20 protein-coding genes and 1 tRNA gene are annotated in these 25014 nt (G+C 67.5%); 6 read left to right on the top strand and 15 right to left on the bottom strand.

Annotated elements, in window-relative coordinates:
• The first annotated feature begins 2 nt into the window (after positions 1-2).
• The 4 genes from C8N44_RS04260 to C8N44_RS04275 all read left to right on the top strand — a co-directional run bounded on the left by C8N44_RS04260 (position 3) and on the right by C8N44_RS04275 (position 4227).
• Positions 3-1079 carry an ABC transporter ATP-binding protein gene (locus C8N44_RS04260; protein WP_107974934.1) on the top strand — a complete coding sequence of 359 codons (1077 nt, stop codon included), beginning with the start codon at positions 3-5 and terminating at the stop codon, positions 1077-1079.
• Positions 1080-1161: 82 nt separating this feature from the next.
• The gene (locus tag C8N44_RS04265) at positions 1162-2439 is read left to right on the top strand and encodes an extracellular solute-binding protein (protein ID WP_107974935.1); all 1278 of its coding nucleotides are present in this window, start codon (positions 1162-1164) and stop codon (positions 2437-2439) included.
• A gap of 73 nt (positions 2440-2512) precedes the next feature.
• Positions 2513-3400, top strand: coding sequence for a carbohydrate ABC transporter permease (locus C8N44_RS04270; protein ID WP_107974936.1), 888 nt, complete (start codon positions 2513-2515; stop codon positions 3398-3400).
• Positions 3397-4227 (top strand): carbohydrate ABC transporter permease, encoded by an 831-nt coding sequence (locus C8N44_RS04275; protein WP_107974937.1) that lies wholly within the window; start codon positions 3397-3399, stop codon positions 4225-4227. The genes C8N44_RS04270 and C8N44_RS04275 overlap by 4 nt, the downstream gene beginning before the upstream one ends.
• A gap of 293 nt (positions 4228-4520) precedes the next feature.
• Here C8N44_RS04275 and C8N44_RS04280 read toward each other — a convergent pair whose 3' ends face one another.
• The 11 genes from C8N44_RS04280 to C8N44_RS04330 all read right to left on the bottom strand — a co-directional run bounded on the left by C8N44_RS04280 (position 4521) and on the right by C8N44_RS04330 (position 18147).
• Complete coding sequence (locus tag C8N44_RS04280) at positions 4521-5285, bottom strand: FadR/GntR family transcriptional regulator (RefSeq protein WP_158273999.1); 765 nt, start codon at positions 5283-5285, stop codon at positions 4521-4523.
• An 84-nt stretch (positions 5286-5369) separates the two neighbouring features.
• A complete protein-coding gene (locus C8N44_RS04285) occupies positions 5370-6833 on the bottom strand; it encodes a hypothetical protein (protein WP_107974939.1) in 1464 nt (487 codons plus the stop codon).
• Positions 6834-6837: 4 nt separating this feature from the next.
• Complete coding sequence (locus C8N44_RS23635; RefSeq protein ID WP_107974940.1) at positions 6838-7698, bottom strand: peptidoglycan-binding domain-containing protein; 861 nt, start codon at positions 7696-7698, stop codon at positions 6838-6840.
• Positions 7695-9095 (bottom strand): DUF3131 domain-containing protein, encoded by a 1401-nt coding sequence (locus C8N44_RS04295; RefSeq protein WP_107974941.1) that lies wholly within the window; start codon positions 9093-9095, stop codon positions 7695-7697. Before C8N44_RS04295 ends, C8N44_RS23635 begins: the two co-directional genes overlap by 4 nt.
• A complete protein-coding gene (locus tag C8N44_RS04300; RefSeq protein WP_107974942.1) occupies positions 9095-10921 on the bottom strand; it encodes a glycosyltransferase family 2 protein in 1827 nt (608 codons plus the stop codon). The genes C8N44_RS04295 and C8N44_RS04300 overlap by 1 nt, the downstream gene beginning before the upstream one ends.
• A gap of 7 nt (positions 10922-10928) precedes the next feature.
• Positions 10929-12080: an acyltransferase gene (locus C8N44_RS04305; protein ID WP_107974943.1), complete on the bottom strand. Its 1152-nt coding sequence runs from the start codon at positions 12078-12080 to the stop codon at positions 10929-10931.
• Complete coding sequence (locus C8N44_RS04310; protein ID WP_244640983.1) at positions 12077-13693, bottom strand: DUF3131 domain-containing protein; 1617 nt, start codon at positions 13691-13693, stop codon at positions 12077-12079. Before C8N44_RS04310 ends, C8N44_RS04305 begins: the two co-directional genes overlap by 4 nt.
• Positions 13690-16194 (bottom strand): hybrid sensor histidine kinase/response regulator, encoded by a 2505-nt coding sequence (locus C8N44_RS04315; RefSeq protein WP_107974944.1) that lies wholly within the window; start codon positions 16192-16194, stop codon positions 13690-13692. The genes C8N44_RS04310 and C8N44_RS04315 overlap by 4 nt, the downstream gene beginning before the upstream one ends.
• On the bottom strand, positions 16191-16607 hold the full coding sequence (locus tag C8N44_RS04320; RefSeq protein WP_107974945.1) for an ATP-binding protein: 417 nt from the start codon (positions 16605-16607) through the stop codon (positions 16191-16193). Before C8N44_RS04320 ends, C8N44_RS04315 begins: the two co-directional genes overlap by 4 nt.
• Positions 16604-16954: an STAS domain-containing protein gene (locus C8N44_RS04325; protein WP_107974946.1), complete on the bottom strand. Its 351-nt coding sequence runs from the start codon at positions 16952-16954 to the stop codon at positions 16604-16606. Before C8N44_RS04325 ends, C8N44_RS04320 begins: the two co-directional genes overlap by 4 nt.
• A complete protein-coding gene (locus tag C8N44_RS04330; RefSeq protein ID WP_158274000.1) occupies positions 16951-18147 on the bottom strand; it encodes a PP2C family protein-serine/threonine phosphatase in 1197 nt (398 codons plus the stop codon). The genes C8N44_RS04325 and C8N44_RS04330 overlap by 4 nt, the downstream gene beginning before the upstream one ends.
• Before the next feature lie 342 nt (positions 18148-18489).
• Between C8N44_RS04330 and C8N44_RS04335 the strand changes: the two genes are divergently transcribed.
• The gene (locus C8N44_RS04335) at positions 18490-20793 is read left to right on the top strand and encodes an FdhF/YdeP family oxidoreductase (protein WP_107974948.1); all 2304 of its coding nucleotides are present in this window, start codon (positions 18490-18492) and stop codon (positions 20791-20793) included.
• Positions 20794-20947: 154 nt separating this feature from the next.
• On the opposite strand, the gene C8N44_RS04340 is transcribed toward C8N44_RS04335, so the two are convergent.
• The 3 genes from C8N44_RS04340 to leuB all read right to left on the bottom strand — a co-directional run bounded on the left by C8N44_RS04340 (position 20948) and on the right by leuB (position 23266).
• Positions 20948-21024, bottom strand: a tRNA-Pro gene (locus tag C8N44_RS04340).
• A 45-nt stretch (positions 21025-21069) separates the two neighbouring features.
• Complete coding sequence (locus C8N44_RS04345) at positions 21070-22035, bottom strand: DMT family transporter (RefSeq protein WP_107974949.1); 966 nt, start codon at positions 22033-22035, stop codon at positions 21070-21072.
• A 127-nt stretch (positions 22036-22162) separates the two neighbouring features.
• Entirely contained in the window at positions 22163-23266 is a 1104-nt protein-coding gene (leuB, locus tag C8N44_RS04350) for a 3-isopropylmalate dehydrogenase (protein WP_107975064.1), read from the bottom strand.
• A gap of 184 nt (positions 23267-23450) precedes the next feature.
• On the opposite strand from leuB, the gene C8N44_RS04355 reads away from it, so the two are divergent.
• Positions 23451-24041 (top strand): redoxin domain-containing protein, encoded by a 591-nt coding sequence (locus C8N44_RS04355; protein WP_107974950.1) that lies wholly within the window; start codon positions 23451-23453, stop codon positions 24039-24041.
• Here C8N44_RS04355 and C8N44_RS04360 read toward each other — a convergent pair.
• On the bottom strand, positions 24029-24925 hold the full coding sequence (locus tag C8N44_RS04360) for a LysR family transcriptional regulator (RefSeq protein ID WP_107974951.1): 897 nt from the start codon (positions 24923-24925) through the stop codon (positions 24029-24031). The genes C8N44_RS04355 and C8N44_RS04360 overlap by 13 nt on opposite strands.
• Between the last annotated feature and the right edge of the window lie 89 nt (positions 24926-25014).

Consider the following 25014-nt stretch of genomic DNA (forward strand, 5'->3'; position numbering starts at 1 on the left):
CCATGTCCGGCGTGACCCTGAAGAACGTGCGCAAGGCCTTCGGCGCGGTGGACGTCATCAAGGACGTGTCGCTGGAGGTGCCGAAGGGTGAATTCGGCGTCTTCGTCGGCCCCTCGGGCTGCGGCAAGTCCACGCTTCTGCGGATGATCGCGGGGCTGGAGGACACCTCCGGCGGCGTGATCGAGATCGGCGGGCGGGACGTGACCAACGAGGAACCCGCCAAGCGCGGGGTGGCCATGGTGTTCCAGAGCTACGCGCTCTACCCGCACCTGAGCGTGTTCGAGAACATGGCCTTTTCGCTACGGCTGGCGCGTGCCTCCAAAAGCGAGGCCAAGCGCAAGGTGCACGAGGCGGCCGAGATCCTGCAGCTGACCGATCACCTCGACAAGAAGCCCTCGGCCCTGTCGGGCGGGCAGCGCCAGCGGGTCGCCATCGGCCGGGCCATCGTGCGCGAGCCGGAGGTGTTCCTGTTCGACGAGCCGCTGTCGAACCTCGACGCGGAGCTTCGGGTGCAGATGCGGCTGGAGCTTACCCGTCTGCACAAGCAGATCGGCGCGACGATGATCTACGTCACCCACGACCAGGTCGAGGCGATGACGCTGGCCGACGACATCTTCGTTCTGCGCGGCGGCGTGGTGCAGCAGGCGGGCACGCCGCTGACGCTTTACGACGATCCCGACAACCGCTTCGTGGCGGGCTTCATCGGGTCGCCGGCGATGAATTTCCTGCAGGGCCGGGTCACGCGCCGGACCGAGGGCGGCATGGCCGTCGCGGTCGAGGACGGCGAGCTGGAGGTGCGCGTCGAGGGCGCCGCTCCCGGCGAGGGCACCGACCTTGTGGTGGGCGTGCGCCCCGAGCATCTTGGCCCCGTCGAAAGCGGCGGTTTCACCGCGCAGGTGGAGATGAGCGAAGAGCTTGGCGGCAATTCCTACGTGCATTCGACCCCGCCCTCGGGCGGCGGCGACATCGTCTTCGAACGGCGCGGCGTGCGCGAGCGGCTGACGGGACAGACCGTCCGCCTCGGCGCGGTGCCGGAGAACGTGTTTGCCTTCACGCCGGACGGCGTGCGGGTGAGATAGCCCCGCGAGGGGCGCAAACCGGGGACGGGATCACGCGGTAAGGAGGCCGCGCCGGACCCCGCAAACAGCGGAGGAGAGAAACATGAAGACGAGACATTTCCTTGCGGCATCGGTGGCAGCCCTGGTGGCCGGCCCCGCCATGGCGCAGCAGACGGTCACATGGTGGGACTTCCTCGCCGGTGGCGACGGCGTGCGGATGAAGGCGCTGATCGAGGAGTTCAACGAGGAACACCCCGACATCCAGATCGAGGGCACGACGCTGGAATGGGGCGTGCCCTTCTACACCAAGGTGCGCACCGCCGCCGCCGTGGGACAGGGCCCCGACGTGATGACCTATCACCTGTCGCGCCTGCCGCTGGGCCTCGAGGAAGGCGTGCTGACGCCGATCACCGCCGAGGACATGGAGGCCGCGGGCCTGAGCGAGGGCGATTTCTTCGAAAGCTCGCTGAACGCCGCGAAGGGGCCGGACGGCACGCTCTACGCGGTACCCTTCGATATCCACTCCATCGTGCTCTACTACAACAAGTCGCTGCTCGAGGGGACCGACTTCCTCGATGACAATGGCGAACTGACCGGCATCGAGAGCCTCGAGGATTTCGAGGCGGCGCTGGCGGCCGTGCAGGAAAACGGGTCGAGCGCGCCGGTCTCTTACGCGACGGGCGATGACGGCGGCGTCTACCGGGTCTTCTACACGCTCCTGCAGCAGCAGGGCGGCGAGCTGATCTCGGAAGATGGCGAGGTCCTGCCGGGCGACAGCGTGGAAAAGGCCGAAACCGCCATCGCCACCATGACAAAGTGGTTCGAGGAAGGCTGGCAGCCCGAGCAGGCGCTCTACGAGGCGTCGGTTGCGCTCTTCACCTCGGGCAAGTCGGGCTTCCACATGAACGGCGTCTGGGAAGTGCCCACGATGATCGACCTCGCCGAAAGCGGCGAGCTCGGCTTCGAATGGGGCGCGGTCGAAGTGCCGCAGCTCATGGACGAGCAGACCACCTGGGCCGACAGCCACGCCTTTGCCATTCCGGTGCAGGGCGACGGCGAGATGGACGCCGAGAAGCGCGAGGCGGTGATGACCGTGATCGGCTGGATGAACGAGCATTCGCTGGACTGGGCCGGTGCGGGCCACATCCCCGCCTACAAGCCCGTCGCCGAGAGCGCCGAGTTCCAGGAGATGGAGCCGAACGCGACCTATTCGTCGCTGGCCGACAACGCGAGCTACGATCCCCGGTCCGAGATCGCCGGCGTCGCCTCGCCCGCCTATGACGCCGCGGTGAACATCATCGCCCCGGCGATCCACGGCTACATGTCGCCCGAAGAGGCGGTGGAGCAGATCAAGGGCGAGCTGTCCCGCGCGATGAACTGAGCCGCGCAGCACGCATCCTCCCGTCCCCGGCCTTCGTGCCGGGGGCACCCATTCCGAACGACCGAGGCCGCCCATGGCGATGATACGCGACAGACGCAGGCACAAGCTTGTCGCCTATTCCCTCATCCTGCCCTTCGTGGCGATCTTCTCGCTGGTCTTTGCCTATCCGACCTTCGAGGTGATCCGGATGAGCTTTACCAATGCCCCGCTGATCGGCGAGGGCGAGTGGGTGGGCTGGGCCAACTACCGCGAACTCCTGACCGACCGGCTGTTCTACACCTCGCTCAAGAACAACGGCTATTTCGTACTGCTGACGGTGATCCCGACCACGGCGCTGGCGCTGCTGATAGCGACGCTCGTGAACCGGCTTTCGGGCCGCATGCAGGCGCTGGCACTGGTGCTGTTCTTCATGCCCTACGTGCTGCCGGTCTCGGTGGTGACGCAGATCTGGGCCTGGATGCTCGACTTCCAGTTCGGCATCCTGCAGCCCGCCATCGCCTTTTTCACCGGCAAGCCGGTGCCCGTCTTCAAGAACCCCAACTGGGTCATGCCCACGATCGCCGTGGTGACGATCTGGTGGACCAACGGCTTCAACGTGCTGCTTTTCCTCGCCGGGCTGCGCAACATCCCCTCCGAGCTCTACGAGGCCTCGGCGCTGGACGGCGCGACCAAGTGGCAGCAGTTCAAGCGCGTGACATGGCCGCTGCTGTGGCCCGTGACGGCGCTGGTGCTGACGCTCCAGCTCATCCTGCAGCTCAAGCTTTTCGACCAGGTCTACCTGCTGTCCGAGGGCGGGCCCTTCAACTCCAGCTACGTGCTGCTGCTGATGGTCTACCGCGAGGCCTTCCAGCTCAACAACGGCGGCTATGCCTCGGCCGTGGCGCTGGTGCTGTTCCTCGTCATCATGGTGGTGTCCGTCCTGCAGTTCCAGCTTCTGCGCATCGGGGGTAAGAACAAATGACCACGACCCGCAAGATCGAGAACACGGTCCTGACGGCCATCACGCTGGTGGCCGGCGCGATCTGGATCTTTCCCATCTACTGGGCCTTCGTCACGTCGATCCGCACGGAATCCCGCGTGGTCTCCGAAAGCGCGGGGCTCTGGCCGGACGAGCTGAACCTGTCGTCCTACGTGGACGCGCTGTTCAACACGCAGCTCATCAACTGGTACATCAACTCGATCGCCACCGCGGTCATCACCACCGCGGTGGTGCTGGTGACGGGCATGATGTGCGCCTACGCCATCTCGCAGATGCGGTTCCCGGGGCGGCGGCTGCTTTACGGCGTGGTGCTGGCAAGCTTCATGGTGCCCACGCAGGCGCTGGTGGTATCGCAGTTCATCCTCATGAACGACATGGGCTTCATCAACAGCTGGGCGGGCATCATCCTGCCTCAGCTCATCGTTCCGGTGGTCATCATCGTCTACAAGCAGTTCTTCGACGCGGTCCCCAAGGAGATGAAGGAGGCCGTGGTGCTGGACGGCGGCGGGGATTACACGCTGCTCTTCAAGGTCTACCTGCCGCTCAACTGGGGCATCACCACGGCGCTGGGGATCATCACCTTCATCATGACCTGGAACCAGTTCTTCTGGCCCTTCCTGGTGGTCACGACCGAGGACATGATGACGATCCCGGTGGGCATCACGCAGGTCAACGACGCCTTCGGCGTGGCCTACGCGCGGATCATGTCGGTCGCCCTGCTGGCCGCGGCGCCGGTGGTGATCGCCTACCTGATCTTCCAGAAAAAGGTGACCGAGGCGGTGATGATCTCGTCGGGTGTGAAGGGGTAAGGCGGGGCGTTTGAAGCCCCGCCGCGCATCTCAGCCGCGCACCGTGTGTCGTGTCAGGCCCTCGAAAACCGGGTGTTCAGCCGGGCGGCCGCCGGACCGTGGTTTGGCGCTGCAACCTCTGGGGCAGGCACTTTATGCCAGCCATGTCCGGATAACCTTCGATCGCTGCCCGGCACCGGCAAAGCGCCAGACCGCGGGGACGGTCCGGCGCTCGCCCGGCGGGGCTGACGCCCCTTGTTCCGGGCGAATACGGCCCCGAAACACAAAAGCGCTCTCCGGAGGTCTTGCACCCCCTACCGCGCCACCGGCAGGCCGAGGTCGAAGACCGTGGTGCCCGAGGAATCCAGCAGCGCCGTGTCGATCAGTTCGGCCATCAACCGGCGCGCGCCACCCGCATCCCCCGCCTCGATCCGCTCGAAGACGGCGGCGTGTTCGTCCACGGGGTTGCGCGTGTGCGGGTTGGGCATGTCGCGGTAGCGGAAGGCCGTGGTGAAGGCCACCGCCGCGCAGATCCCCGATTCCAGCGTCATCAGCACCGGGTTGTGCGACGCCCGCAGGATCGCGCGGTGAAAGCCCGCGTCGGCCTGGTGCCAGCTGTCCTCGGTCATCTCGCAGCTGCGCATGTCGTGCAGCGCGCCGCGGAAGGCGGCGAGGTCCTCGTCGGTGCGGCGGGTGGCGGCAAAGGCGGCCGAGGGCGGCTCGACCATGGCGCGCACCTCGTAGAGCGAGCGGATGAACCAGTCGGGTGGCGCGCCGTCGGCGAAGAACCACCGCACCACGTCGGGGTCGAGAAGCGTCCAGTTCTCGCGCGGGGCGACGCGGGTGCCGGTGCGCGTGCGGCTGATGAGCATGCCCTTGCCCGCGATCGAGCGCAGCGCCTCGCGGTAGGCGCCGCGCGACACGCCCGCCAGCTCGCAGAACTCCAGCTCCTTCGGCACGGGCTCGCCTTCGGCCAGATCACCCGAGACGATGCGATGGCCGATCCAGTCGGCGATCTCGCCGTTGATGCGGCGGGCCGAATGGGTGGAAAAGGTGATCTGGCGCGGGTCCGAAGGCATGTCGATCCGATGCGGGTCGCGGGGTCGCGCAAGCCTATCAGCAACGCGCCACGAGGGCCAATCCATTGCCGCCTGCGCGGGTGCTCAGAAGGACAGGCGGTAGGAGAGCGAGAGACTGCCGCCGAGAGGCCCCTGCCCGCCGTCCTCGGAAGGGTTCCACGGCCAGCGGTTGCCGCCGTAGTTGGCGTAGCTGACCTGCACGCGGTCGTTGATCTGGTAGCTGGCGGTATAGGTGAAATCCGGGTTCCACGATTCCTGCTCGCCCGCGGCATAGGCGTAGGCGGTCAGCCCCACGCGGAGCTTGTCGGTTACCGGCGCCGCGCAGCCCAGCGTGGCGGAGCCCTCGCGCGGGTCGGGCAGCGCAATGCCGAGCGTGCAGGACATCTCGCGCCCCTCGCCCAGCGGCAGGCTCACCGGGGGCAGGCGCAGCGCGGCGCGCAAGCTGCCGTCGATGAGCGAAGAGACGACATCGGCATCTTCGCCCGAGAAGCGCGCGGTGTAGCTGGAATAGGAGAGGCTGAGGCTGTCGGTGACGCGGTAGCTCAGGGCGTAGGTGAAATCGGGGTCCCAGGGCGCCTGCTGCCCGGGCACCGGGTAGTGGACGAGCGAGACGCGCAGCGAGATGCGCTCGCCCAGCCGAGCGCCGCAGCCAAGGCTCACGCGCAGCTTGCCGTAGCGCGTCCGCTGGTCGTCGTGGTCGCTGTAGCGCAGGGTCGCGCCGCTGCTGACGGAACAGGAGAGGTCGTAGCGCTCGGCCAGCGTCGGGCGGTCGTCCTCCGTGGCCTCGGCCACGGCGGCGGGCCCTGGCGCCGGGGCGCGGGCGGTTTGTGCAGGTCTCGGTGATCGAGAGGCACAGGCATCGGGATAGGTCGGATCGGGCGCGACACAGTCGGCCGCGGTCCGGGTCTCGGTGACGTCTTCGGCCACGGGGGCCTCGGGCGCGGGTGGCTCTGCCTCGGCCGTCTCGGCCGGGGCCGCCTCGGGCGGTGCGGGCGGCGGTGGCGGGACCTCGGCCACGGGCGGCGTGCCCGTCCCGGCAAGAATCCACTCGGCGAGGTAGCGGGCGAGGCTGCGACCGTCGATCGGATCGGGAAGATCGGGCCGCGGCGCGCCGGTAGCAGGCACGGTCTCGACCACGCTCTCGCCATCGGAGATCTGGCAGGCCTCGCCGGAGGTACACTTCAGGATGAACGCGGCGGCAGCACGCGGATCGTCCGGCAGGACGAGCGCGGAGCCGTCAGGAAAGAGCCGGTAGCTCCAGCCGCCGACAGTGCCACTCTGGTAGCGAGACCAGGCGAAGACGTTGGGCGTGTCCTCGAGCAGTTCCTCGGCCCCGGGCACCGCCGGGTCGGCCGTATCGACGAAGCCGGCGCCGGGAGCTTGCTGGCGCCAGTCGGGCACAGGGGCGGGCTCGACGGCCTGCGCGAGCAGGAGCCCCGGCGGCAGACCCGGCACCTCGAGCCAGGGGTCGCTGCGCGCCGCCGAGGCGCCCGTGGCGCCCAGACAGGCCGTCATCCCCAGACAGATCGTGCGGCGAAGCCCTTGCATCACCTCAGTCCTCGCAGAACGCGGAATCGAGCGCCGTTACGGCCGCCTGCGGCGAAAGCTGCGCCGCCTCGGGGCCCAGCGCGGCGACAAGCGCCTCGCGCGTGCGTGCCCCCATGAGACCGTCAATTGGACCCGGGTCGAAACCCTCGGCCTCCAGAAGACGCTGCAGCGTGCGCACGGGCGGAACGCCGGGACCGATCCCGTCGAGACCGCAGGCCTCGGCCGGGCGCAGCTGGGACTCGAACTCTTCGTCCGCGGTGGCGGCGCTCTGGCCACCCTGCCCTGTTTCGATGGCCGCGGGGCGATCCGCACCGTCGCCTGCGTCAGCGGCGTCAGGTACACCGGGGACGTTCGCGCGACGCGCACCAAGGGCCCCGGCAGCCGTGGCAAGGCCGGCCCCGGAATCGAAAAGCCGCGCCTCGCCGGTCACACCCGCCTCGGGCGGCAGACCCTGCAGGGTGGCGGCGGGATCGGGTCCGAAGTCCGCAGCACTGACAGCTTCGCCCAGCAGGCAACGGCCCAGCGCCTCGGCCACGGGAAGGGCCGCTGACGGCACCTCGCCGCTGCGCTGCTGCTCGCAGGTCCCGGCGCCGGGATCGCAGAGCACGGCAACCTGCCACTCAGGCGCCTCGCGGGTGGGCGCAAGCAGGCCGGTGATGTCGCTCGAGAGCTGGTAGACGTGGCCCGCCACGCGCCCCTCCTGCCAGATGCCGGGATAGCGCGCCGTGGGCACGTCGGCGAAGCGGCGCTCGACCGCGCTCGCCCCCGGCAGCGGGCGGTCGAAGTTCGCCCCGACGCAGGGTTCGGCCTGCGCCAGCGCCGCGCCGGGCAAGGTCAACAGGAAGACCAGCGCCGCCGCTCTCATTGGTCCGCCTGCCGCATGAGCGGGCCGTGCGCCTTGAAGGCCAGCGCCGCCAGCACCACCGCGTTGGTGTTCGCCGTGGTCGAGGTGTTGGGCTCCCCGCTCGCCTCGTAGATCCCCTCGGCAAAGCCCTTCTCGGGGTCCGCCACCGCGGCCACGGCCTCGACCAGCCGCGCGGTGTAGTCGGTCCCGAACAGCGCGTCCCAGCCGAAGGCGGCCTTGGTTGCGACGGTGCGGCGGTCGTCGATGCGCTCGCCCCGGAAGGTCAGCACGGCCCATGACTCCCCCCCGCCCCAGACCGAGGCATAGGCAAAGTAGGGCGCGCCGTTCAGATGGCTTTCGGTGACGGCGGTCAGTTCCCCGGTCTCCTCGAAGCGGGCCTCCTGCGCGCGGTAGATGGCGGTGGCAAAGCGGTGCGAGCGAGCATCGAAGCCGAATTCCATCCCGTCGAAAAGGTAAGGCTCGCTCACGACGAAGGCGGGGGTAGTGCCGCGGTGCAGGCGCGTGTCTACCGGAATCGGCTGGCCCGCGACCTCCTGCACCATGAGATTGTCCTCGACCTCGTAGGCCCGGTAGACGTCGTAGCCGAAGAGCATCATGGCCTTCGCGGCATATTGCTCGTAGCCGACGCGACCTTCCTGGTTCTCGCGCGTTTCGCCGTCGATCACGTTGGTGCCGATGAGTTCGCCGTCCTGCACCATGCGGTCGAGATCCCAGCCGCCCAGAAGTGCCTCGACCTGCGGGGCGAGCTCCGGGTGGTTGCGTTCGACCAGGCCCAGCGCCGCGACGACGCGCGCGATGTCGAGCGCCGACCAACCCAGCCCCCGCTCGGACGGGGTGTTGGAATAGTCCACGAGCGCCAGCGTACGGGCGTGGTAGGCCTTGTTGGGCAGCGTATCCTCGAAGAGCCGCAGCCGCGACAGGCTGTCGAGCACCCGGGTCAGGCGGTCCTCGGCCTCGGCCTCGTTGATCAGGTCCAGCCGTTCGGCCGAGAGCACCGCGACGATGTAGGAGCCCGTCTCCCACATGGTGGTCGAGGGGTAGTCGTGAACGGAGTTGGCGAGCCCCGTGTCGGCGTTCACGTTGTTCTCGAAATAGGTCCAGGCGATGCGGGCGTGGCGCATGTCGCGTGTCGTGCTCTGGCCGCGCACGGCGAGCGGAAGCGGATCGACTGCCTCGAACGGGGCCATGATATCAGGTCCTGCAGTCTCGGTCTCGGGCACGGTCTCGGCCTGCGCGGGCGGGGTTTCGGTCGCGGTCTCGGCGGGGGCGACCTGCTCGGCCGCCTGGGGCGGGTCGCCCAGCGTTTCCAGCCAGAGCACGAGCGCGAGGCCCGAGACAAGGGCCACGAGAAAGACGATGTGCCCGCGGGCGCGGACGAGGTTTCTGCGGAAGCTCATTAGGATGCCTCCTCCTGCGGTGTCTGTGGTGGCTGCCAGAGCGCGGCCCGGACCATCCCTGCCATGGCGGCGCAGTTGTTGAGCCCCCAGAGCGCGTTGGTCACGACGCCGGTCAGCGTATGCGGCGTGTCGGCCAGCAGCAGCGCGCCGACGCCCCAGGCGATGCCCGCAGCCGTGAGGATCAGCACGCCGAGCTGCGGGCGCACGAGCTTGAGGAAATTGCCGGACTGGCGGTCCTTGGGCGTGACCGGGAACGAGATCTTCTTGCCGCTGAGCACGGTCCAGATGGCGCGCAGCCCGAGCGGGAAGAACGACAGGTAGCTGGCCTTCGAGGCATAGCCCGAGATGCCCCATGTCCCCACCATCATCGCCAGTTCCAGCGTCACCAGGAAGGGCACCACGTGCACGAAGAAGTCGTTGGTGTAGGCCGAGACCGGCGCGATGCCGAAGAACAGGTAGACGACCGGCGCGAAGAGGAAGACCACGTTCCAGATCGGGCCGAGGTAGGAATAGAAGGTCGTGCCGTACATCAGCCGCTGCGGCAGGGTCAGGCCGGGGCGGAACATGGCGTTGTCGTTGACCATGATGTCGAGGCTGCCGCCGGCGTACTTGAACCGCTGGATCGACCAGGTCAGCAGGTCCTGCGGCGAGAGCATCTTGGATTCGACGTAAGGATGCTGCCAGGACTTCCAGCCGCGCTCGCGGTCCGAGTGCAGCACGATGGAAGTGTAGATGTCCTCGGACACGTGGAAGCGGTAGGGCGTCAGCACCTCGGTCGCGACCGCCTCGCTGCGGATCGCCTCCATGAGGGCGGGATCGACCCGGCGCTCGCGGCTTTCGAGCGTGATCTCCTCCTCGGCGGCCAGAACCCGGCGTTCGACGCTGTCGCCGAAGCTGCGCAGGGCCGCCTCCATCACCGCCTCGCGGCGGTGGATCGACCCGGCGCCGCAACAGAACGAGGCATTGGCCCGGTTCCGGCGCCGCTGGATCACGTCGTAGAACATCTGCGGGTCGTTCACGAAGGGGTCCGCGCCGAAGCGGATCTCGCCCACGAGATGCTCGACCACCCAGCCGAGCCCACCGCCGACCATGCCTGCACGGCGACGCAAGCGACGGGTCAGCGTCTCGCCCTCGGGCAGGTCGTAGAACCACTGGGGCGTCTGCACCCAGGCCATCTTTGGATCGCGGAAATACCCCAGGGTGCGGGCCAGCAGCGTCGGGAAGGGGCGGGTGTCGGCATCGCAGATGACGATGAAGTCGCCCGAGGTCCGCTCCATCGCGTTGCGCAGGTTGCCGGCCTTGAAACCCTCGTTGCTGTCGCGCGTAATGTAGCCGGCGCCCTCCTCCTCGGCCACGGCGCGCATGGCGGGCCGCTTGCCGTCGTCCAGCACGTGGATGCGGATGTCGATGGGATGCGGGTAGTCGAGTTTCTTCGAATCCCGGATACCGAGGCGCACCAGCTCGGGTTCCTCGTTGTAGGTGGCGAAGAGGATGTCCACGACGATGGGGCGCCCGGCCTCTGGCGTGTCGGGCACCACCTCCTCGATCAGCGCGGGCGCCTCGGGCACCTCGACCGGCTGATCCTTCCAGAGGTTGTAGACGAAGAGGATCAGGCCGATGTAGGCGGCGCTTTCGGCCAGCACCAGCGGAAGCGCGAACCACATGGCGTCGGGGTTCAGCGAATGCAGCCAGCGCCAGCCGATGTACCAGCCGCCCACCACCAGCGCGACGACGGCAAGGAACTGCCAAAGCGCCTCTCGCGTGGCCGAGTAGGGCAGCGGCGCGGGCGGGCGGCGGTGCTCGAAGGCGCGGAAGTAGTCGTCCATTGCGGGCCTATTCCTGCTTGGCCGAGCGCACCCGGGCCGCGTCCCAGGGCGTCGGTCCGAGTCCGATGGTCCAGGCCAGCGGGCGGATCTTCTCGATCCCGAGCGCCAGCACGAAAGACGCGGGCAGGACGACGGCAAACCGGCTGATGACAAGCGCCGCGGGGTTCATGAAATCGGCCACGCCGGAGGTGAACACGGCGATGTCGAAGAGGTCGATCAGCATCGGGTGAACGAGGTAGACGCCGAAGGTGTAGCGCGCCCACTTCGACCAGGACGGCGCCCAGTCGCGGTACTGACCGCCCATGAAGATGCAGAAGATGAACAGCGGCATCAGGAAGTGGCCGAAATAGTCCCAGCCGCCGCGGATGCCCCACTGCCCCTCGAACAGGGCGTGGCCGAAGAAGGGGAGCGTGGCGATGTAGGCCATGGAGGCGAAGTAGAACGCGCCGCGCCGGATCAGCCGCGATTCCCCGCGCGGTATCCCGTCGCGCCAGAGCGAGTAGAGCGCGAAGGCGGCGAAGCCGTAGCCCACGTAGGCCCAGACCTTGGTGATCCGGACAAGGTAGGCCCGCGTCAGCGGCTCCATCTCGAGCGACCAGAGGTAGCCGTGTACGTGGTCCATCGCCCCCAGCGTGGCAAAGACCATGATCCCGAGGATCGGGTAACGCATGGCGATGCGCATCACCGGGAAGAACAGGAAGATCGCGAAAAGCGTGGGCAGGAAGTGCATGTGGTACTGCGACCGGCCCAGCAGGAAGTAGGCGACCCAGGTGTCGGGGTCCGATAGCCGCGCGAGGTACTGCGGCGCGTAGCCAAAGGCTTCGGCCTTGGCGAGCCGGAAGAATGCGTAGAACAGCGTCCAGAAGGCGAAGGGCACCAGCAGCCGCTGGGCCTGCGTCGTGATCGCCTCGCGGTAGGTCGGCCGGTTCCGGTCCACCCGCATCGCCATGAGGAAGAGCGAGAAGAAGAAGAACATCTCCGAGCCCGAGAACTCGCCCACGGAGCGCAGGAAGACGGGCACGATGCGGTCGGCAGTGTCTGCGCCGGGAAAGGGGCGCCCGGCGAAGTTGGTGGTCGAATGGATCAGCACGACGCCCAGCGCAGCACAGACGCGGTTGGCGTCGAACCAGACGAGGCGGGGCTTCTCCGGCGCGCTCATGGCAGCCAGTCCTGCGGCGGCCGGCACTGGCGGGGCAGCACGACACGCGGCTGCGGCTTCTCGAACTCCTGCGCCTCGGGGCGGCAGTCGGTGGCGGCGATGCCCGCCTCGCGCTGCAGCGGGCGGCAGTAGGTGAACTCCTCCCACGGGACCGAGGGCTGCACCGTGGGCAGGTCCTCGCAGGCGCAGCAGGTGACCTCGACCTCCATGGGTTCGGGCAGGCACTTGTTGGTGCGGATCGGGGTGCCGTCCCAGGCCATGTCCCAGAAGCTGGTGTTGTCGTTGGCGAACTTCAGGATCGGCCCCTGCTCCTTGTAGAGCAGCGCGGCGAGGATGATGCCGTTGTTGTTGGCCGTCTGCAGCGGGATGTAGCCGTTGCCGTTCTCGTAGAGCCCCTCGAAGAAGCCGCCCTCGGCCTCCGACAGGTCGGCCACCGTCTCGAACAGCAGGTCGGTGTAGGGATGATCCCAAAGCGCCCACATGCCGATGGCCGCCTTGGAGGCCACCGCTGCGCGGTCGGGCTGGTAGACGTCGCTGGGGTCGAGCGTGTTCCAGGCATAGCCGTCGGCGAAGATTGAATCGTAGACGAAGTAGGGCTTGCCATCGACCTGGTGCTCGGACCGGGCTGTGATGATGCCGGTGGATTCGAAGCGCCGCTGCTGGACGAGGAAGATGCGGTGCGCGAACTCGGCCCGCCAGCCCTGCGATGCCACGCCCCGCCCGTCGGGATCGTCCACCGGCAGGTCCCAGCCAAGCTCGAGCCCGTCGAGCAGGTAGCTTTCGGTCAGCACGTAGTTCTGGTTGTGGAAGACGCGCGGGTCGCGGCCGTCGTAGGGCACCTCCACGTCGTAGATCGTGGTGTATTCCAGCGGCGCGGGGTCAAGCGCTCCCCAGACGTCGAACCCCCAGAGCGCAAAGCCCTTGGCGGCGTATTCCTCGTAGCCGAGCCTTCCCTCCTGAACGTAGCGGGTGGAGCCGTCCCCACGCACGAGCGAGCCGAAAAGCCGCCCGTCCTCGTTCACGATGTTGCAGAAGTTCCAGCGCAGCGGGACATTGTCGACCCCGTTGGCGAGGTAGGGGTAGCGTTCCTTCAGGATGCGCAGCCAGACCAGCATCCGCCCCATGTCGAGCACCGAGTAGCCGACTTCGCCCGGCTGGTTGGCGTAGTTCACCTTCTCGCCGGTCTGGGTGTTGTAGACCTTGTTGGGCGCCTCTCCGTTGAAGAGCGACAGGTTGCGCAGTGTCCCGATGAGCTGCGTCGCGCGGCTGTCGAAAGTGCGCTTGTCGATGATGCCCAGCTCGTAGGCCGCGACCAGCCCGCTGATGTAGGAGGCCGTGTCCCAGAGCGTGGTCGAGGGATAGGCACCCACGGCGTTCACCAGCCCGGTCTCGGGTTGGTAGCGCTCGACGAAATAGCTCCAGGCGGTGCGGGCCATCTCCATCTCGCGCTCGGTCAGCGGGCCGTGGCGGCCGAAGGGCGCGTCGGCATCTTCGGCCTGCGCCTCGGACCCGGTGGTCGCGTCGTCCTGTGCCAGCGCGGTCTGACCCGGCCAGGCCATTGCAAGGCAGAGCAGCCAGGCCGGGGCGGACCGGGTGGAACGCCGTTCAGTCATGCATGTTCTCCGGAAAGTTTCTCGGGCGCCATATCGGAAAGCAGGCGGGACAGTTCCGCGTGGAAGGACCGGATCACGTCGGTCAACGCGCGGAAATCGCTCGGCGCCTCTGCGCGCGCATCGTCAAGCGACTCGAGCGCGCGGCACCGCGCCGCGAAGCCCGGGCAACCCAGCGTTGCAGAGATCCCGCTTACCGAATGCAGCGCGCGCCGGCGCTGATCCCGGGGCGGCTCGTCGGTGACCGTGGGGGTTTCCGCTTCGAGGGTGACGAGATGCCGGTCCAGGTCCGAAAGCGCCGCGCGCAGCATGTCCCCCGCGACCTCCGGCCCGAACTCGGAGAAAAGCCCTGCGACCCGCGCCCGCAGGTCATCCGTCTCCTCGAACTGCTCGGGCGCGGACGCCGGAGCGGCGGTGTCCTGCAGCGCGACCGCGGTGGCGGCGGTCTCCACGGGCTCGCCGCGGCGTGCGGCCGGGTCTTTCCAGCGATCGAGCGCCATGGCGAGTTGTTCGCGGATCAGCGGCTTGGTCAGCACCTCGTCGAACCCGGCCTCGCGGAAATGTGCCTGCTGGTCCGGGCGGATATGGGCCGTGAGGCCTATGATCGGGATCTGCGCCGCCTTCGAGGGCAGCTCGCGGATCCGCCGGGTGGCGGCGGTGCCGTCCATCACCGGCATCGAGACATCCATGAGGACGAGATCGTAGTCGAACTGCTCCAGCGCCTCGACCGCCTCGGCGCCATTGCGCACGATATCGGTGTTCTGGCCCAGCCGGTCGAGCATGGCGCGGGCGACGATCTGGTTGGTGCTGTTGTCCTCGGCCACGAGGATGCGCATACGCGGCAGCTCGGGCAGCGGGCGCGCCGGCGATGCCTCGCCATGCGCCTCGGCCGGCCGGACGGGCACGTCGATCCAGAACACCGTCCCTTCGCCTTCGGTACTTTCGAAATCTATCTCGCCGTGCATCATTTCGACCAGGCTGCGGCTGATAGACAGGCCCAGCCCCGTGCCGACAAGCCGGTTGGAATAGGACGCCCCGAGCTGGTCGAACTTGGCGAAGACCCTCGACTGGTGCTCGGCGGGGATGCCAGGCCCGGTGTCGGTCACGCAGAAGCGCAGACGCAGGGGCTCGTCACCGCGCGGCTCGAGCCGCTTCACCTCGAGGATCACGCTGCCTTTCTCGGTGAATTTCACCGAGTTGCTGACGAGGTTGGCCAGCACCTGACGGATGCGCCCCGAGTCGGCGGTGATCCATGGCGGGATGTCCTCGGCGATGCGGCTGTCGAGCAGCACGCCCTTGTCGCGCGCCTTCTGCGCATAGAGGTGGATCACGCTGCGCACGAGACCGTAGAGCTCGAAGGGTCCCTCTTCCAGTTCCAGTCGGCCCGCCTCGATCTTGGAGGCGTCGAGGATGTCGTTGAGGATGACCAGCAGGGCATTGGCGCTGCTGCGCGCGATGGAAAGCTGCTCGCGCTGCTCGGGCGAGAGCGGCGTGTCCTCGAGCACCCCGAGCATCCCCAGCACGCCGTTCATGGGCGTGCGCAGCTCGTGGCTCATGACGGCGAGGAACTCGGTCTTTGCCTCGTTGGCACGCTCGGCCTCGGCCACCGCATCCTTGAGCTTGTTCTCGCGCTCGATCTCGTCGGTCACGTCACGCAGGACGCCGGACATGACGTGCGGCTTGCCCTCGCCGTCGAAGGTCAGTTCCACGGCGACCCTCACGTTGATCTCTGCCCCGTCGATCCGTGTCAGCACCGCGTCCACGGTGTTGCGATGAACGTGGTAGGGCGTCGCCTCGCGCGTGAGTTCGTCGAGACGCTGCTGCAGGCGTTCCTGGCCGTTCTCGCCCATCACGCGCGAGAAGGTCACGGGCCCTGCCTCGACCGGCCGGCCCACGTGCCTGTGGAATTCGTCCGACCAGTAGATATCGCCCGACTTGAAGTCCTCGCGGAAGATGCCGAGTTCGGCCACCCGCACGGCGGCGGCCAGCTTGTCCTCGCTCTCGCGCAGCTCGCGGCGCTGGCGCGCCTCTTCGGTGACATCCCGCACGGTCGAAAGCAGGTGGATCGGCGTGCCCTTGTCGTCGGCGAGCAGTTCCGACAGGGCCTCGACCTCGAGCACGCGTCCGTCGCGGGCGCGCACCTGGTAGGTTACCTCGCGCCGCTCAGGCCGCCCGCTCTTGCGCGAGGCCTCGAGCGCGACGCGTTCGCTCTCGACCACGGCCTCCTCGTACTCGGGCAGGAGCATGCCCTGGAATTCCGCGCCGGTCATCACGCCACCCGGTTCGAGCGCGAGCATCCGGGCGTATTCGTCAGACCATGTCACGACGTCGCGAACGAAATCCCAGCGCACGGTGCCGATGCGGGCGATGCGCTCGGCGTCGCTGAGCTGCCGCGTGAGCGCGGTCAACCTGCGGCTGCTGGCCCGGTAGCGGGTGGCCTGGAAGATCAGGATCCCCAGCAGCCCGAGGTAGATGAGGATGTGTTCGGGATCGATGCCCATCATGCGCCCGCCTCCCGCAGGAACGTCAGCTCCAGCCGGTTGCGTCCCTCGGCCGGTTCAAATCTCAGCCCGTCCACGAAATGGCAGATGAGGCTCAGGCCGCGGCCGTTCTCGGCCAGCGGATCCACTTCGGCGATGTCGCCGACATCCTTGAAGAGATCGACCGCCCCCTGCCGGCCTGCGTCGATGATCTCGACCCGCACCTCGGCCTCGCCAATCGAGGCGACGACCCGGATCGGCTGGCCTGCGCTTCCGGTGTCGCCGTGCTTCACGGCATTGGCCAGGGCCTCGGTCACCGCGATCTCGAGCGCCGAGAGCTTGTCCTCCGACAGCGCCGCCTCGAGCTGCGCCTTGAGCGAGATGACGACCGGATCGACCTCGCCAAGACTTGGCGGCATCTCGAGAACAATCGTCATCCGACGCGCTCCGCCAGTGCCGCCACGGCGGCATCCCGGCCGGGGTAGCTGCTGAAGACCCGGTCCATGCGGGTGATCTTGAACATCTGCTGCACGTTGCCGGACAGGCCGCAAAGCACCACCTCGCCACGGGCGCCGACACGCTTGAGCAGCCCGACAAGCGCCCCGATCCCCGAGGAGTCGATGAAGCTCACTCCGGTCAGGTCGATGACCAGCCGGTCGTGCTTGCTGTCGATGAGCCCGAAGACCTCTTCCTTGAAGCCGGTGGCATTGGCTGCGGTCAGCCGCTCGACCACGGGGTCGATCACGCAGATGCCGTGTTCCGCGTGTTCCTGTGTCTTGATCATGGCGCCGCTATCCTTTCGCAGACCAGAACGGTGAGATCATCGTCGAGCGGGCGCGTCTCGCGCCAGCAGTTGAGGGCATCGACCAGCTTGCCGGGAATCGCGGCGGGGTCCGTCGTCGATGCATTGAGGACCTGCGCCAGCCCCTCGTCGCCGAATGCCCTGCCCGCGGGGTCTTCAGCCTCGGTGGCGCCGTCCGAATAGAGGGCAAGGAACTCGCCCTCGCTCAGGCTGATCTCGCCGCTCTCGAAAGTGGCGGAGGAGAGCAGCGCCACGGGGAAGCCCCCGTCCCCGACCCTGCGGCTCGCGCCTGCAGGTGTCATGATGCAGGGCGAGGGATAGCCGGCCTGGCAGAAGTGCAGGGTATCGCTCGTTTCGTCGAGGATCCCGGCGAACATGGTGAAATACTCAGTCCCGTCGTCGGTGTAGAAACGCGCGTTAAGCGCGCGGACCAGCTCTGCCGGATCGGGATTGCCCACGGCATCGAAGACGTGGGCGCGAAAATAATCCGCCGTCAGCAGGTGCCCAAGCGCCACCGACATGAGCGAGGCGTGGACCCCGTGCCCGGCCACGTCGACGGCATAGAACCCGGTCAGCCCGTCCCCGAGCGGGAAGTACCCGAACATGTCGCCGGACAGGATGTGCGAGGGCATGAAGGCCGAGTGAAAGGCGCAGCCGCCGACACGGGAATGAGCCGCGGGCAGAAGGCGCCTCTGGGCGTCCGCCGCTGCGCGCAGGTCCGCCTCGATCTGCTCCTTGGCCTCGGCCAGGATCCGGTTGCGGGTGGCAAGCTGACGTTCACGCTGAAGCAGCCGACCCGCGGACCTCATCCGCGCGGTCAGGCTGGCCGTGTCCAGCGGCTTGGCCATGAAATCGTCGACGCCGGCCTCGAGCGCGAGCTCGCGCTCGTGCCCCTGGTTCTGGGCCGTCAGCATCAGGATGTGGATGTAGTTGTCACCCGAGTCGCGCCGCACCTCGCGGGCAAGCTCGTGACCGTCGATACCGGGCATGTCGAGATCGCAGACAAGGATCTGCGCGGCCCCGCCGCGGATCAGCTCCAGCGCCTCGGTGCCGTTCGCGGCATCGATCGGCGTGTAGCCGAGCTTGCGCAGCACCGCCGAGGTATAGGCGCGCTGAAGGGCGTCGTCATCGGCGACAACGACCCCGAGGGGCTCTTCCTGGCGAAGGCCCTCCACAGAGACCAGCTCATCGTACAAACGCGCCTCGATTGAAAAGTTCACCCCAGCATCAACCTAGAGAAGTCTCAAAAGATATCAAAGGCTAACGCCTGCGGACCGGTGCGCTGCGCGCCTCATCATGTCCGATACGCCACAGTTTCCGGCGCAGCCATTCCGGCCTCTTTCGGACAACCCAGCGGCAAAAGAAACCAAAATGAAAGAGGTAAACGCGGACCCCTCCAAATCTCCATATCAGCGCCATTTTCTGACCGCTGTTTCGCCTCGGACGAGCGCCGCGCAGCGGGGAACTTGCACGGCGACGGGGGTGTTGAGCCAAGTCCACGTTTTCCGAGGTTCCCCATGCCCGACGACCGCCCCGACGGTGCCTATGCCCCCGACCAACAGAACCCCGACACGCCCGTCTACGACCGCCCGACCGGCGGCTGGGGATCTCTCGAGGGCATCACGCGTACCATCCCGGCGGCGCGCCCCTCGGCGGTGGCGGCCAAGATCCTCAAGGACCTGAACAAGCCCGGCGGGGTGATGTGTTCTTCCTGCGCCTGGGCCAAGCCCGCCAAGCCCAACACATTCGAGTTCTGCGAGAACGGTGCCAAGGCGACCTTGTGGGAGCTTGACCGCCGCCGCGCCGACGCGGCCTTTTTTGCCGACCACCCGGTCTCGGAGCTGCGGTCTTGGCATGACCACGATCTCGAAACCACGGGCCGCCTGACCGAGCCGCTGCGCTACGACCCCGAAACCGACCGCTACGTGGCCGTCGAATGGGACGAGGTCTTTGCCACCATCGGCCAGGAGCTGCGCGCCATGGACCCGCAGGAGGCCGTCTTCTACGCCTCCGGGCACGCGGGACTCGAGGCGTCCTACCTCTACGCGCTTTTCGCGCGCGCCATGGGCCACCAGAACCTGCCGCAATCCTCGAACATGTGCCACGAGACGACCAGCGTGAACCTGCTGAACTACATCGGCACGCCGGTCGGCACCTGCACGCTCGAGGATTTCGACCACTGCGACGCGATCTTCTTCTTCGGGCAGAACACCGGCAGCAACAGCCCGCGGTTCCTTCACAACCTGCAAGACGCGGCAGAGCGCGGTTGCCGGATCGTGACCTTCAACCCGCTGCGCGAACGCGGCCTGATCGAGTTCGCGAACCCCGCCAGCGTCAAGGACATGGCGCTGGGCAACTCGACCGAGATTTCCGAGAAATACTACCAGGTCCGCCCCGGCGGTGACGTGGCCGTGCTGGCGGGCATGATGAAATGCGTGCTGGAGGCCGAGGACGCCGCCCCCGGCACCGTGCTCGACCGCGACTTCATCGACACCCAGACCGACGGTTTCGACGACACCGTCGCCGCCGTCCGTGCCGCCGACTGGGCCGAGATCGAGCACCATTCCGGCCTGCCCCGCGCCATGATCGAGGAAGCCGCCGGGATCTACATGAGCTCCGAGCGCGCCATCGGCATCTACGGCATGGGCCTGACCCAGCACGTGAACGGTTGGCTGAACCTCGGGATGCTGTGCAACCTCTTCCTGATGCGCGGCAACGTGGGCCGCAAGGGCACCGGCATCTCGCCCGTGCGCGGGCACTCCAACGTGCAGGGCCAGCGCACCGTGGGCGTGGGCGAGAAATCCGCCCACATGCCCGGCGACAAGCTGGCAGAGCTGTTCGGCATCACCCCGCCCGATCAGGAAGGACTGAACGCCGTGCACGCCTGTGAGGCGATGCTCGAGGGCCGGGTGAAGGCGATGATTTCGCTCGGCGGCAACCTCGTGCGCGCCCTGCCCGACCGCGAACGCATGGAACGCGCCTGGAGCGACCTGCCCCTGACCGTGAACATCGCGACCAAGCTCAACCGCTCGCACCTCGCCCCCGGCAAGACGGCCTTCCTTCTGCCCTGCCTCGGGCGCACCGACGAGGACGTGCAGGAGGGCGGGCCGCAGGCCGTGTCGATGGAGGACACCATGTCCCACATCGTCGCCTCCATCGGCCACGCGCAGCCGCCGGGGCCGCAGGTCATGTCCGAGACCGCCATCGTGGCCCGCATGGCCGAGGTGACGCTTGATCCCAACCCGCGCCTGAAGTGGCGCGAGTGGACGGCCAACTACGACCTCATCCGCGAGCTGATCGCGCAGACCTTCCCCGACGATTTCTCGGGCTTCAACGAACGCCTGTTCGAGCCGGGCGGATTCTACCGCGGCAACCCCGCCCGCGAGTGGAACTGGAAGACCGACACGGGCCGCGCGCATTTCACCGCGCCCACAACCCTGTCGGCGCTGGGCCTGCCGCCCGAGGGTGAGGATGTCATGACGCTGGTCACTCTGCGGTCGAACGACCAGTTCAACACCACGATCTACGGCTTCAGCGACCGCCTGCGCGGGCTTTCGGACCGCGAGGTGGTGCTGATCTCGCCGCAGGAGATGGAGCGGCTGGAGCTTGCCGAAGGGCAGGAGGTCTCGCTTGTCTGCGCGGTCGAGGACGGCATCGAGCATACCGCTGCGGGCCTGAAGGTCACCGCTTACGACCTGCCGCCGGGAACGCTCGCGGGATACTATCCCGAGCTCAACGGGCTGGTGCCGCTGTCCTATCACGAGAAGAATTCCCAGACGCCGGCCTACAAGGGTGTACCCGTGCGAATCCTCGCCGCCTAAGTCACGCCAGCGCCAGACACGTCAAAGCCGCCGGGCCCCGGGCCACGGCGGCTTCTTACGTGCGGCGATCATCGCCCCGTGAGTGGTGGCACGCAAAAAGCAGAATGGCCGGCAAATCCGGCCAAACTACGGAAATTTCGCGGGAATTCTTAATTGGTCGGAGTGGCGAGATTCGAACTCACGACCCCTGCCTCCCGAAGACAGTGCTCTACCAGGCTGAGCTACACTCCGACCGTGGCGCGTGCATTAGACCAAGCCGCCCCCTTTGACAAGGGCTCATTCGGCCGGCTGACGCGACCTCCGCATGGTGGGCATCAGGTTGCGAACGCGGGGCGCCGTGCCGGTCTCGAACCGGGTCCGGGACCGCAGCACCGGACGCTTGGACTTCGAGTCCGGGTTGCCCTCGCGGACCACGATGTAGACACCCGATCCGATGATGATCAGCGCGCCTACAGCGGTCCAGAGGTCCGGGAATTCGTCGAAGAAGAGCGCGCCGTAGACGCTCGCCCAGAGGATCTGCGAATACTGCATCGGCGCCACGATCACCGCCTCGCCCGCCTTGTAGGCCGCGATGATCAGCGTCTGGCCCGCGTAGACCATGACTGCCATCACGACGAAGCCGCCCATGTGCTCGATCGGCATGGGCTCGTAGACGAAAGGCAGGATCGCCCCCATGACGATGAAATTGGCCAGCATCGGGTAGAGCATCAGCACCACGCTGCGTTCGTCCTGGCCGATCTTTCGCACGATGATCGCCGCAAGCGCCCCGAAAAAGGCCGCGATCAGTGCCGTTAGGTGTCCCAGTCCCAGTTCGACCGATCCGGGCCGCAGCACCACCAGCACGCCGATCAGGCCCACCACGACGGCCGCGCCCCGGCGTATCCGGATCGTCTCGCCCAGGATCGGGACCGAGAGAATCGTGATGATCAGCGGCGAGGCGAAGACGATCGCGTAGACCTGCGCCAACGGCAGATGCGAAAAGGCATAGAAGGCCGACGCGCCTGTGATGACCGCGGAAATCGTACGCAGCGCCGTCCACCACGGGTGGATGGGGCGCAGGTGTCCGGGCTGGCGTTCGCGGATCAGCAGCAGCGTCACCAGCGGAAAGCCGAAGAGCACGCTGAAGAAGACCAGCTGGAAGGCGGAATAGCTGCTGCCCAGCGTTTTGACGATCACGTCGTGCGTGGCCAGGATACCAAAAGCGATGAGCGCGAGAAGCGCGCCTCGTACGTTTGCGGACATGTGGGAACGCCTGTTCTGTGTTCAGATCACGCTAGATCATGCCCCGGCGGGATCAAGTGTTCCGCCGGGGGGAATGATTCAAATCGGACCCGGATCAGGCGAGAGGCCGCTCAAACAGGCGCCGGCCTCAGAGGCTGGCCTCGAGCGCCGCGACGATGGCATCGCCCATTTCCGCGGTGGTGACGGGCTGCACGCCCTCTTCGCCCAGCAGGTCCGCGGTGCGCAGGCCGTCGGCCAGAACCTTTTCCACCGCCTGCTCGAGGCGGGTCGCCTCGTCGCCCTTGTCGAAGCTGTAGCGCAGCGCCATGGCGAAGCTCAGGATGCAGGCGATGGGGTTGGCCTTGCCCTGCCCCGCGATGTCCGGCGCGGAACCGTGTACCGGCTCGTAAAGCGCCTTGGGCCGACCGTTGGCCATGGGCGCGCCAAGCGAGGCGGAGGGCAGCATGCCGAGCGAGCCGGTCAGCATCGCAGCGGCGTCGGACAGAAGGTCGCCGAACAGGTTGTCGGTCACGATCACGTCGAACTGCTTGGGCCAGCGGCAGAGCTGCATGGCGCCGGCGTCGGCGTACATGTGCGACAGCTCGACCTCGGGATAGTCCTTGGCCACCTCGGTCACGACCTCGCGCCACAGCACGCCGGATTCCATGACGTTGGCCTTTTCCATGGAACACAGCTTCTTGCCGCGCTTCATGGCCAGTTCGAAGGCGTTGCGCGCGACGCGGTCGATCTCGGATTCGGTGTAGCGCTGGGTGTTGATGCCCACGCGCTCGTTGCCTTCCTCGATGATGCCGCGCGGCTCGCCGAAGTAGATGCCGCTGGTCAGTTCGCGCACGATCATGATGTCGAGGCCCGCGACCACGTCCTTTTTCAGCGACGAGAAATCCGCCAGCGCGTCGAAGCACTGCGCCGGGCGCAGGTTGGCGAAAAGATCCATCTCTTTGCGCAGGCGCAGCAGGCCGCGCTCGGGCTTCACGCTGAAGTCGAGCGCGTCGTATTTCGGGCCGCCCACGGCGCCCAGCAGGACGGCGTCGACCTCCTGCGCCTTGGCCATGGTCTCGTCCGTCAGGGGCGTGCCGTGCGCGTCGTAGGCCGAGCCGCCCACAAGGTCCTCGCTCACGTCGAAGGGCAGGTCGCGGCTGGTGCCGAACCAGTCGATCACCTTGCGCACCTCGGCCATGACTTCGGGTCCGATGCCGTCGCCGGGCAGGATGAGAAGCGAGGGGTTGGTCATGTCGGTCACGTCCCTTTTCTTGCGGTTGAACTCGCCTAGCCCGGGGGCCACGCGGGGTCAAGAAAGCCGGGGGTGCCGCCACGGGCGCGGTAATGCCCCGACCTCAGGAAAACGTGTGGGAACGGGCCGCTGCGGGGCCGGGTTTTGGCCTGCGAACCCCAGATACAGGCAAAAGGAGCACGCCATGCTCACCCCCCGCCAACCCGTCCCCGCGCTCAACGTCTCGACCCTCGACGGCAACGGCTTCGACCTGCGCCGCGACATGGGCGAGAACGGCGCGTTGATCGTCTTCTACCGCGGCCTGCACTGCCCGCTCTGCCAGAAGCAACTGCAGGAGATCGAGGACCACGCCGACCGCGCGACCGAGCTTGGCCTGTCGGTCGTGCTCGTCAGCGGCGACGGCATGACCCGCGCCAAGGAAATGGCCGGCGCCACCGGCGTGCATAAGACGCCCATGGGCTATGACCTCACCATGACCGAGGCCCGCGAATGGGGGCTGTGGATCTCGACCGCGCGCGAGGGCTCGGACGAGCCGCAGCTTTTTAACGAGCCGGGCATCTTCCACGTCCTGCCCGACGGCACGCTCTATTCGGCATGGGTGCAGTCGCATCCCTTCGCGCGCCCGGCCTTCGGCGACATCCTCGGGATGGTGAAGTTCCGCATCGACAACGCCTACCCGGCCCGCGGCGACTACACCGGCCCGCTGGCCGAACACGACGGCGGCCTGATGATCGAGGCGCAGGACGGCCCCGCCGCCGAAGCCTACGGCACCTGAGCCAGGAGGCCCTCGGCGAGGGCGTCCCAAACATGCCTGAGGCGCGGCGTGTGCCTCAGGCGTTCGTGCGCGGCGAGCCAGACCGGCAGCGTCGGCAGCGGAAAATCGGGCATCAGCCGTTCCAGCCCCGGATCACGGTCGGCCACCGCGCACATGGCGAAGCCGACGCCGCAGCCCGCGCGCAGAAGCTGGTGATAGATGTTCTGGTCGTCGCAGCGCGTGGCGAACCAGTCCCGCTCAGCCGGGACCCCGAAATCGCGCATCCCCTTCAACATGAGATCGGACCGGTCGTAACCCACCAAATGGTGCGACCAGATCTCCTCTGTCGTCCGCGGTCGCCCCCGGCGGTCGAGGTAGTCCGTCGCGGCATAGATCCCGATGGGCAGGTCCCCAAGGTGGCGTGTCACCACGTCGAGTTGCGTCGGGCGGTACATCCGCACGGCAATGTCCGCCTCGCGGTAAAGCAGGTTCTCGCTCCGGTCGCTGGGCACGAGGTCAATGGTGATCGCGGGCTCGTCCTGCCTGATCCGCGCGATGATCTGCGGCAACAGGTTGTGCGAGGCAAAGACGCTCGCCGTGATCCGCACCGGCCCCGCCAGCCGCTCGGTCCGCCCCGCCGCAGCGAGCGACAGGGCGCCGGCGGCCTCGGCCATGGCCCGGGCATGGGGGTGCAGCGCGGCGCCCGCATCGGTCAGCTCGAGCCCGCGCGGCCGACGCCGGAACAGCGTCACGTCCAGCGCCTCTTCCATCCGGGCCACGTGGCGCCCGGCGGTGGGCTGCGACAGCCCCATCCGCCGTGCAGCGCCGGATAGCGATCCGGTCTCGGCCACGGCGAGAAAGGTCTGGATCAGCGTCCAGTCAAGCTTGGCAAGCGAGCTATCCATTCATTCATGAATACACGCCCTGCAATTTGAGTCAATTTCCAAACAATCGCGCAGGCCCGATCCTGTCGTCGCCACATATGGAGACGACA

The organism is Allosediminivita pacifica (assembly GCF_003054175.1).
Taxonomy (GTDB): Bacteria; Pseudomonadota; Alphaproteobacteria; order Rhodobacterales; family Rhodobacteraceae; genus Allosediminivita; species Allosediminivita pacifica.

What these genes read in the sequence shown, in the direction of transcription:
- C8N44_RS04270 (WP_107974936.1), top strand. Translation starts at nt 2,513, where the DNA reads ATGGCGATGATACGCGACAGACGCAGGCACAAGCTTGTCGCCTATTCC.
- C8N44_RS04260 (WP_107974934.1), top strand. Translation starts at nt 3, where the DNA reads ATGTCCGGCGTGACCCTGAAGAACGTGCGCAAGGCCTTCGGCGCGGTG.
- C8N44_RS04280 (WP_158273999.1), bottom strand. Translation starts at nt 5,285, where the DNA reads ATGCCTTCGGACCCGCGCCAGATCACCTTTTCCACCCATTCGGCCCGC.
- C8N44_RS04295 (WP_107974941.1), bottom strand. Translation starts at nt 9,095, where the DNA reads ATGAGCTTCCGCAGAAACCTCGTCCGCGCCCGCGGGCACATCGTCTTT.
- C8N44_RS04300 (WP_107974942.1), bottom strand. Translation starts at nt 10,921, where the DNA reads ATGGACGACTACTTCCGCGCCTTCGAGCACCGCCGCCCGCCCGCGCCG.
- C8N44_RS04320 (WP_107974945.1), bottom strand. Translation starts at nt 16,607, where the DNA reads ATGACGATTGTTCTCGAGATGCCGCCAAGTCTTGGCGAGGTCGATCCG.
- C8N44_RS04305 (WP_107974943.1), bottom strand. Translation starts at nt 12,080, where the DNA reads ATGAGCGCGCCGGAGAAGCCCCGCCTCGTCTGGTTCGACGCCAACCGC.
- C8N44_RS04355 (WP_107974950.1), top strand. Translation starts at nt 23,451, where the DNA reads ATGCTCACCCCCCGCCAACCCGTCCCCGCGCTCAACGTCTCGACCCTC.
- leuB (WP_107975064.1), bottom strand. Translation starts at nt 23,266, where the DNA reads ATGACCAACCCCTCGCTTCTCATCCTGCCCGGCGACGGCATCGGACCC.
- C8N44_RS04345 (WP_107974949.1), bottom strand. Translation starts at nt 22,035, where the DNA reads ATGTCCGCAAACGTACGAGGCGCGCTTCTCGCGCTCATCGCTTTTGGT.
- C8N44_RS04310 (WP_244640983.1), bottom strand. Translation starts at nt 13,693, where the DNA reads ATGACTGAACGGCGTTCCACCCGGTCCGCCCCGGCCTGGCTGCTCTGC.
- C8N44_RS04265 (WP_107974935.1), top strand. Translation starts at nt 1,162, where the DNA reads ATGAAGACGAGACATTTCCTTGCGGCATCGGTGGCAGCCCTGGTGGCC.
- C8N44_RS04360 (WP_107974951.1), bottom strand. Translation starts at nt 24,925, where the DNA reads ATGGATAGCTCGCTTGCCAAGCTTGACTGGACGCTGATCCAGACCTTT.
- C8N44_RS23635 (WP_107974940.1), bottom strand. Translation starts at nt 7,698, where the DNA reads ATGAGAGCGGCGGCGCTGGTCTTCCTGTTGACCTTGCCCGGCGCGGCG.
- C8N44_RS04285 (WP_107974939.1), bottom strand. Translation starts at nt 6,833, where the DNA reads ATGCAAGGGCTTCGCCGCACGATCTGTCTGGGGATGACGGCCTGTCTG.
- C8N44_RS04335 (WP_107974948.1), top strand. Translation starts at nt 18,490, where the DNA reads ATGCCCGACGACCGCCCCGACGGTGCCTATGCCCCCGACCAACAGAAC.
- C8N44_RS04275 (WP_107974937.1), top strand. Translation starts at nt 3,397, where the DNA reads ATGACCACGACCCGCAAGATCGAGAACACGGTCCTGACGGCCATCACG.
- C8N44_RS04315 (WP_107974944.1), bottom strand. Translation starts at nt 16,194, where the DNA reads ATGATGGGCATCGATCCCGAACACATCCTCATCTACCTCGGGCTGCTG.
- C8N44_RS04325 (WP_107974946.1), bottom strand. Translation starts at nt 16,954, where the DNA reads ATGATCAAGACACAGGAACACGCGGAACACGGCATCTGCGTGATCGAC.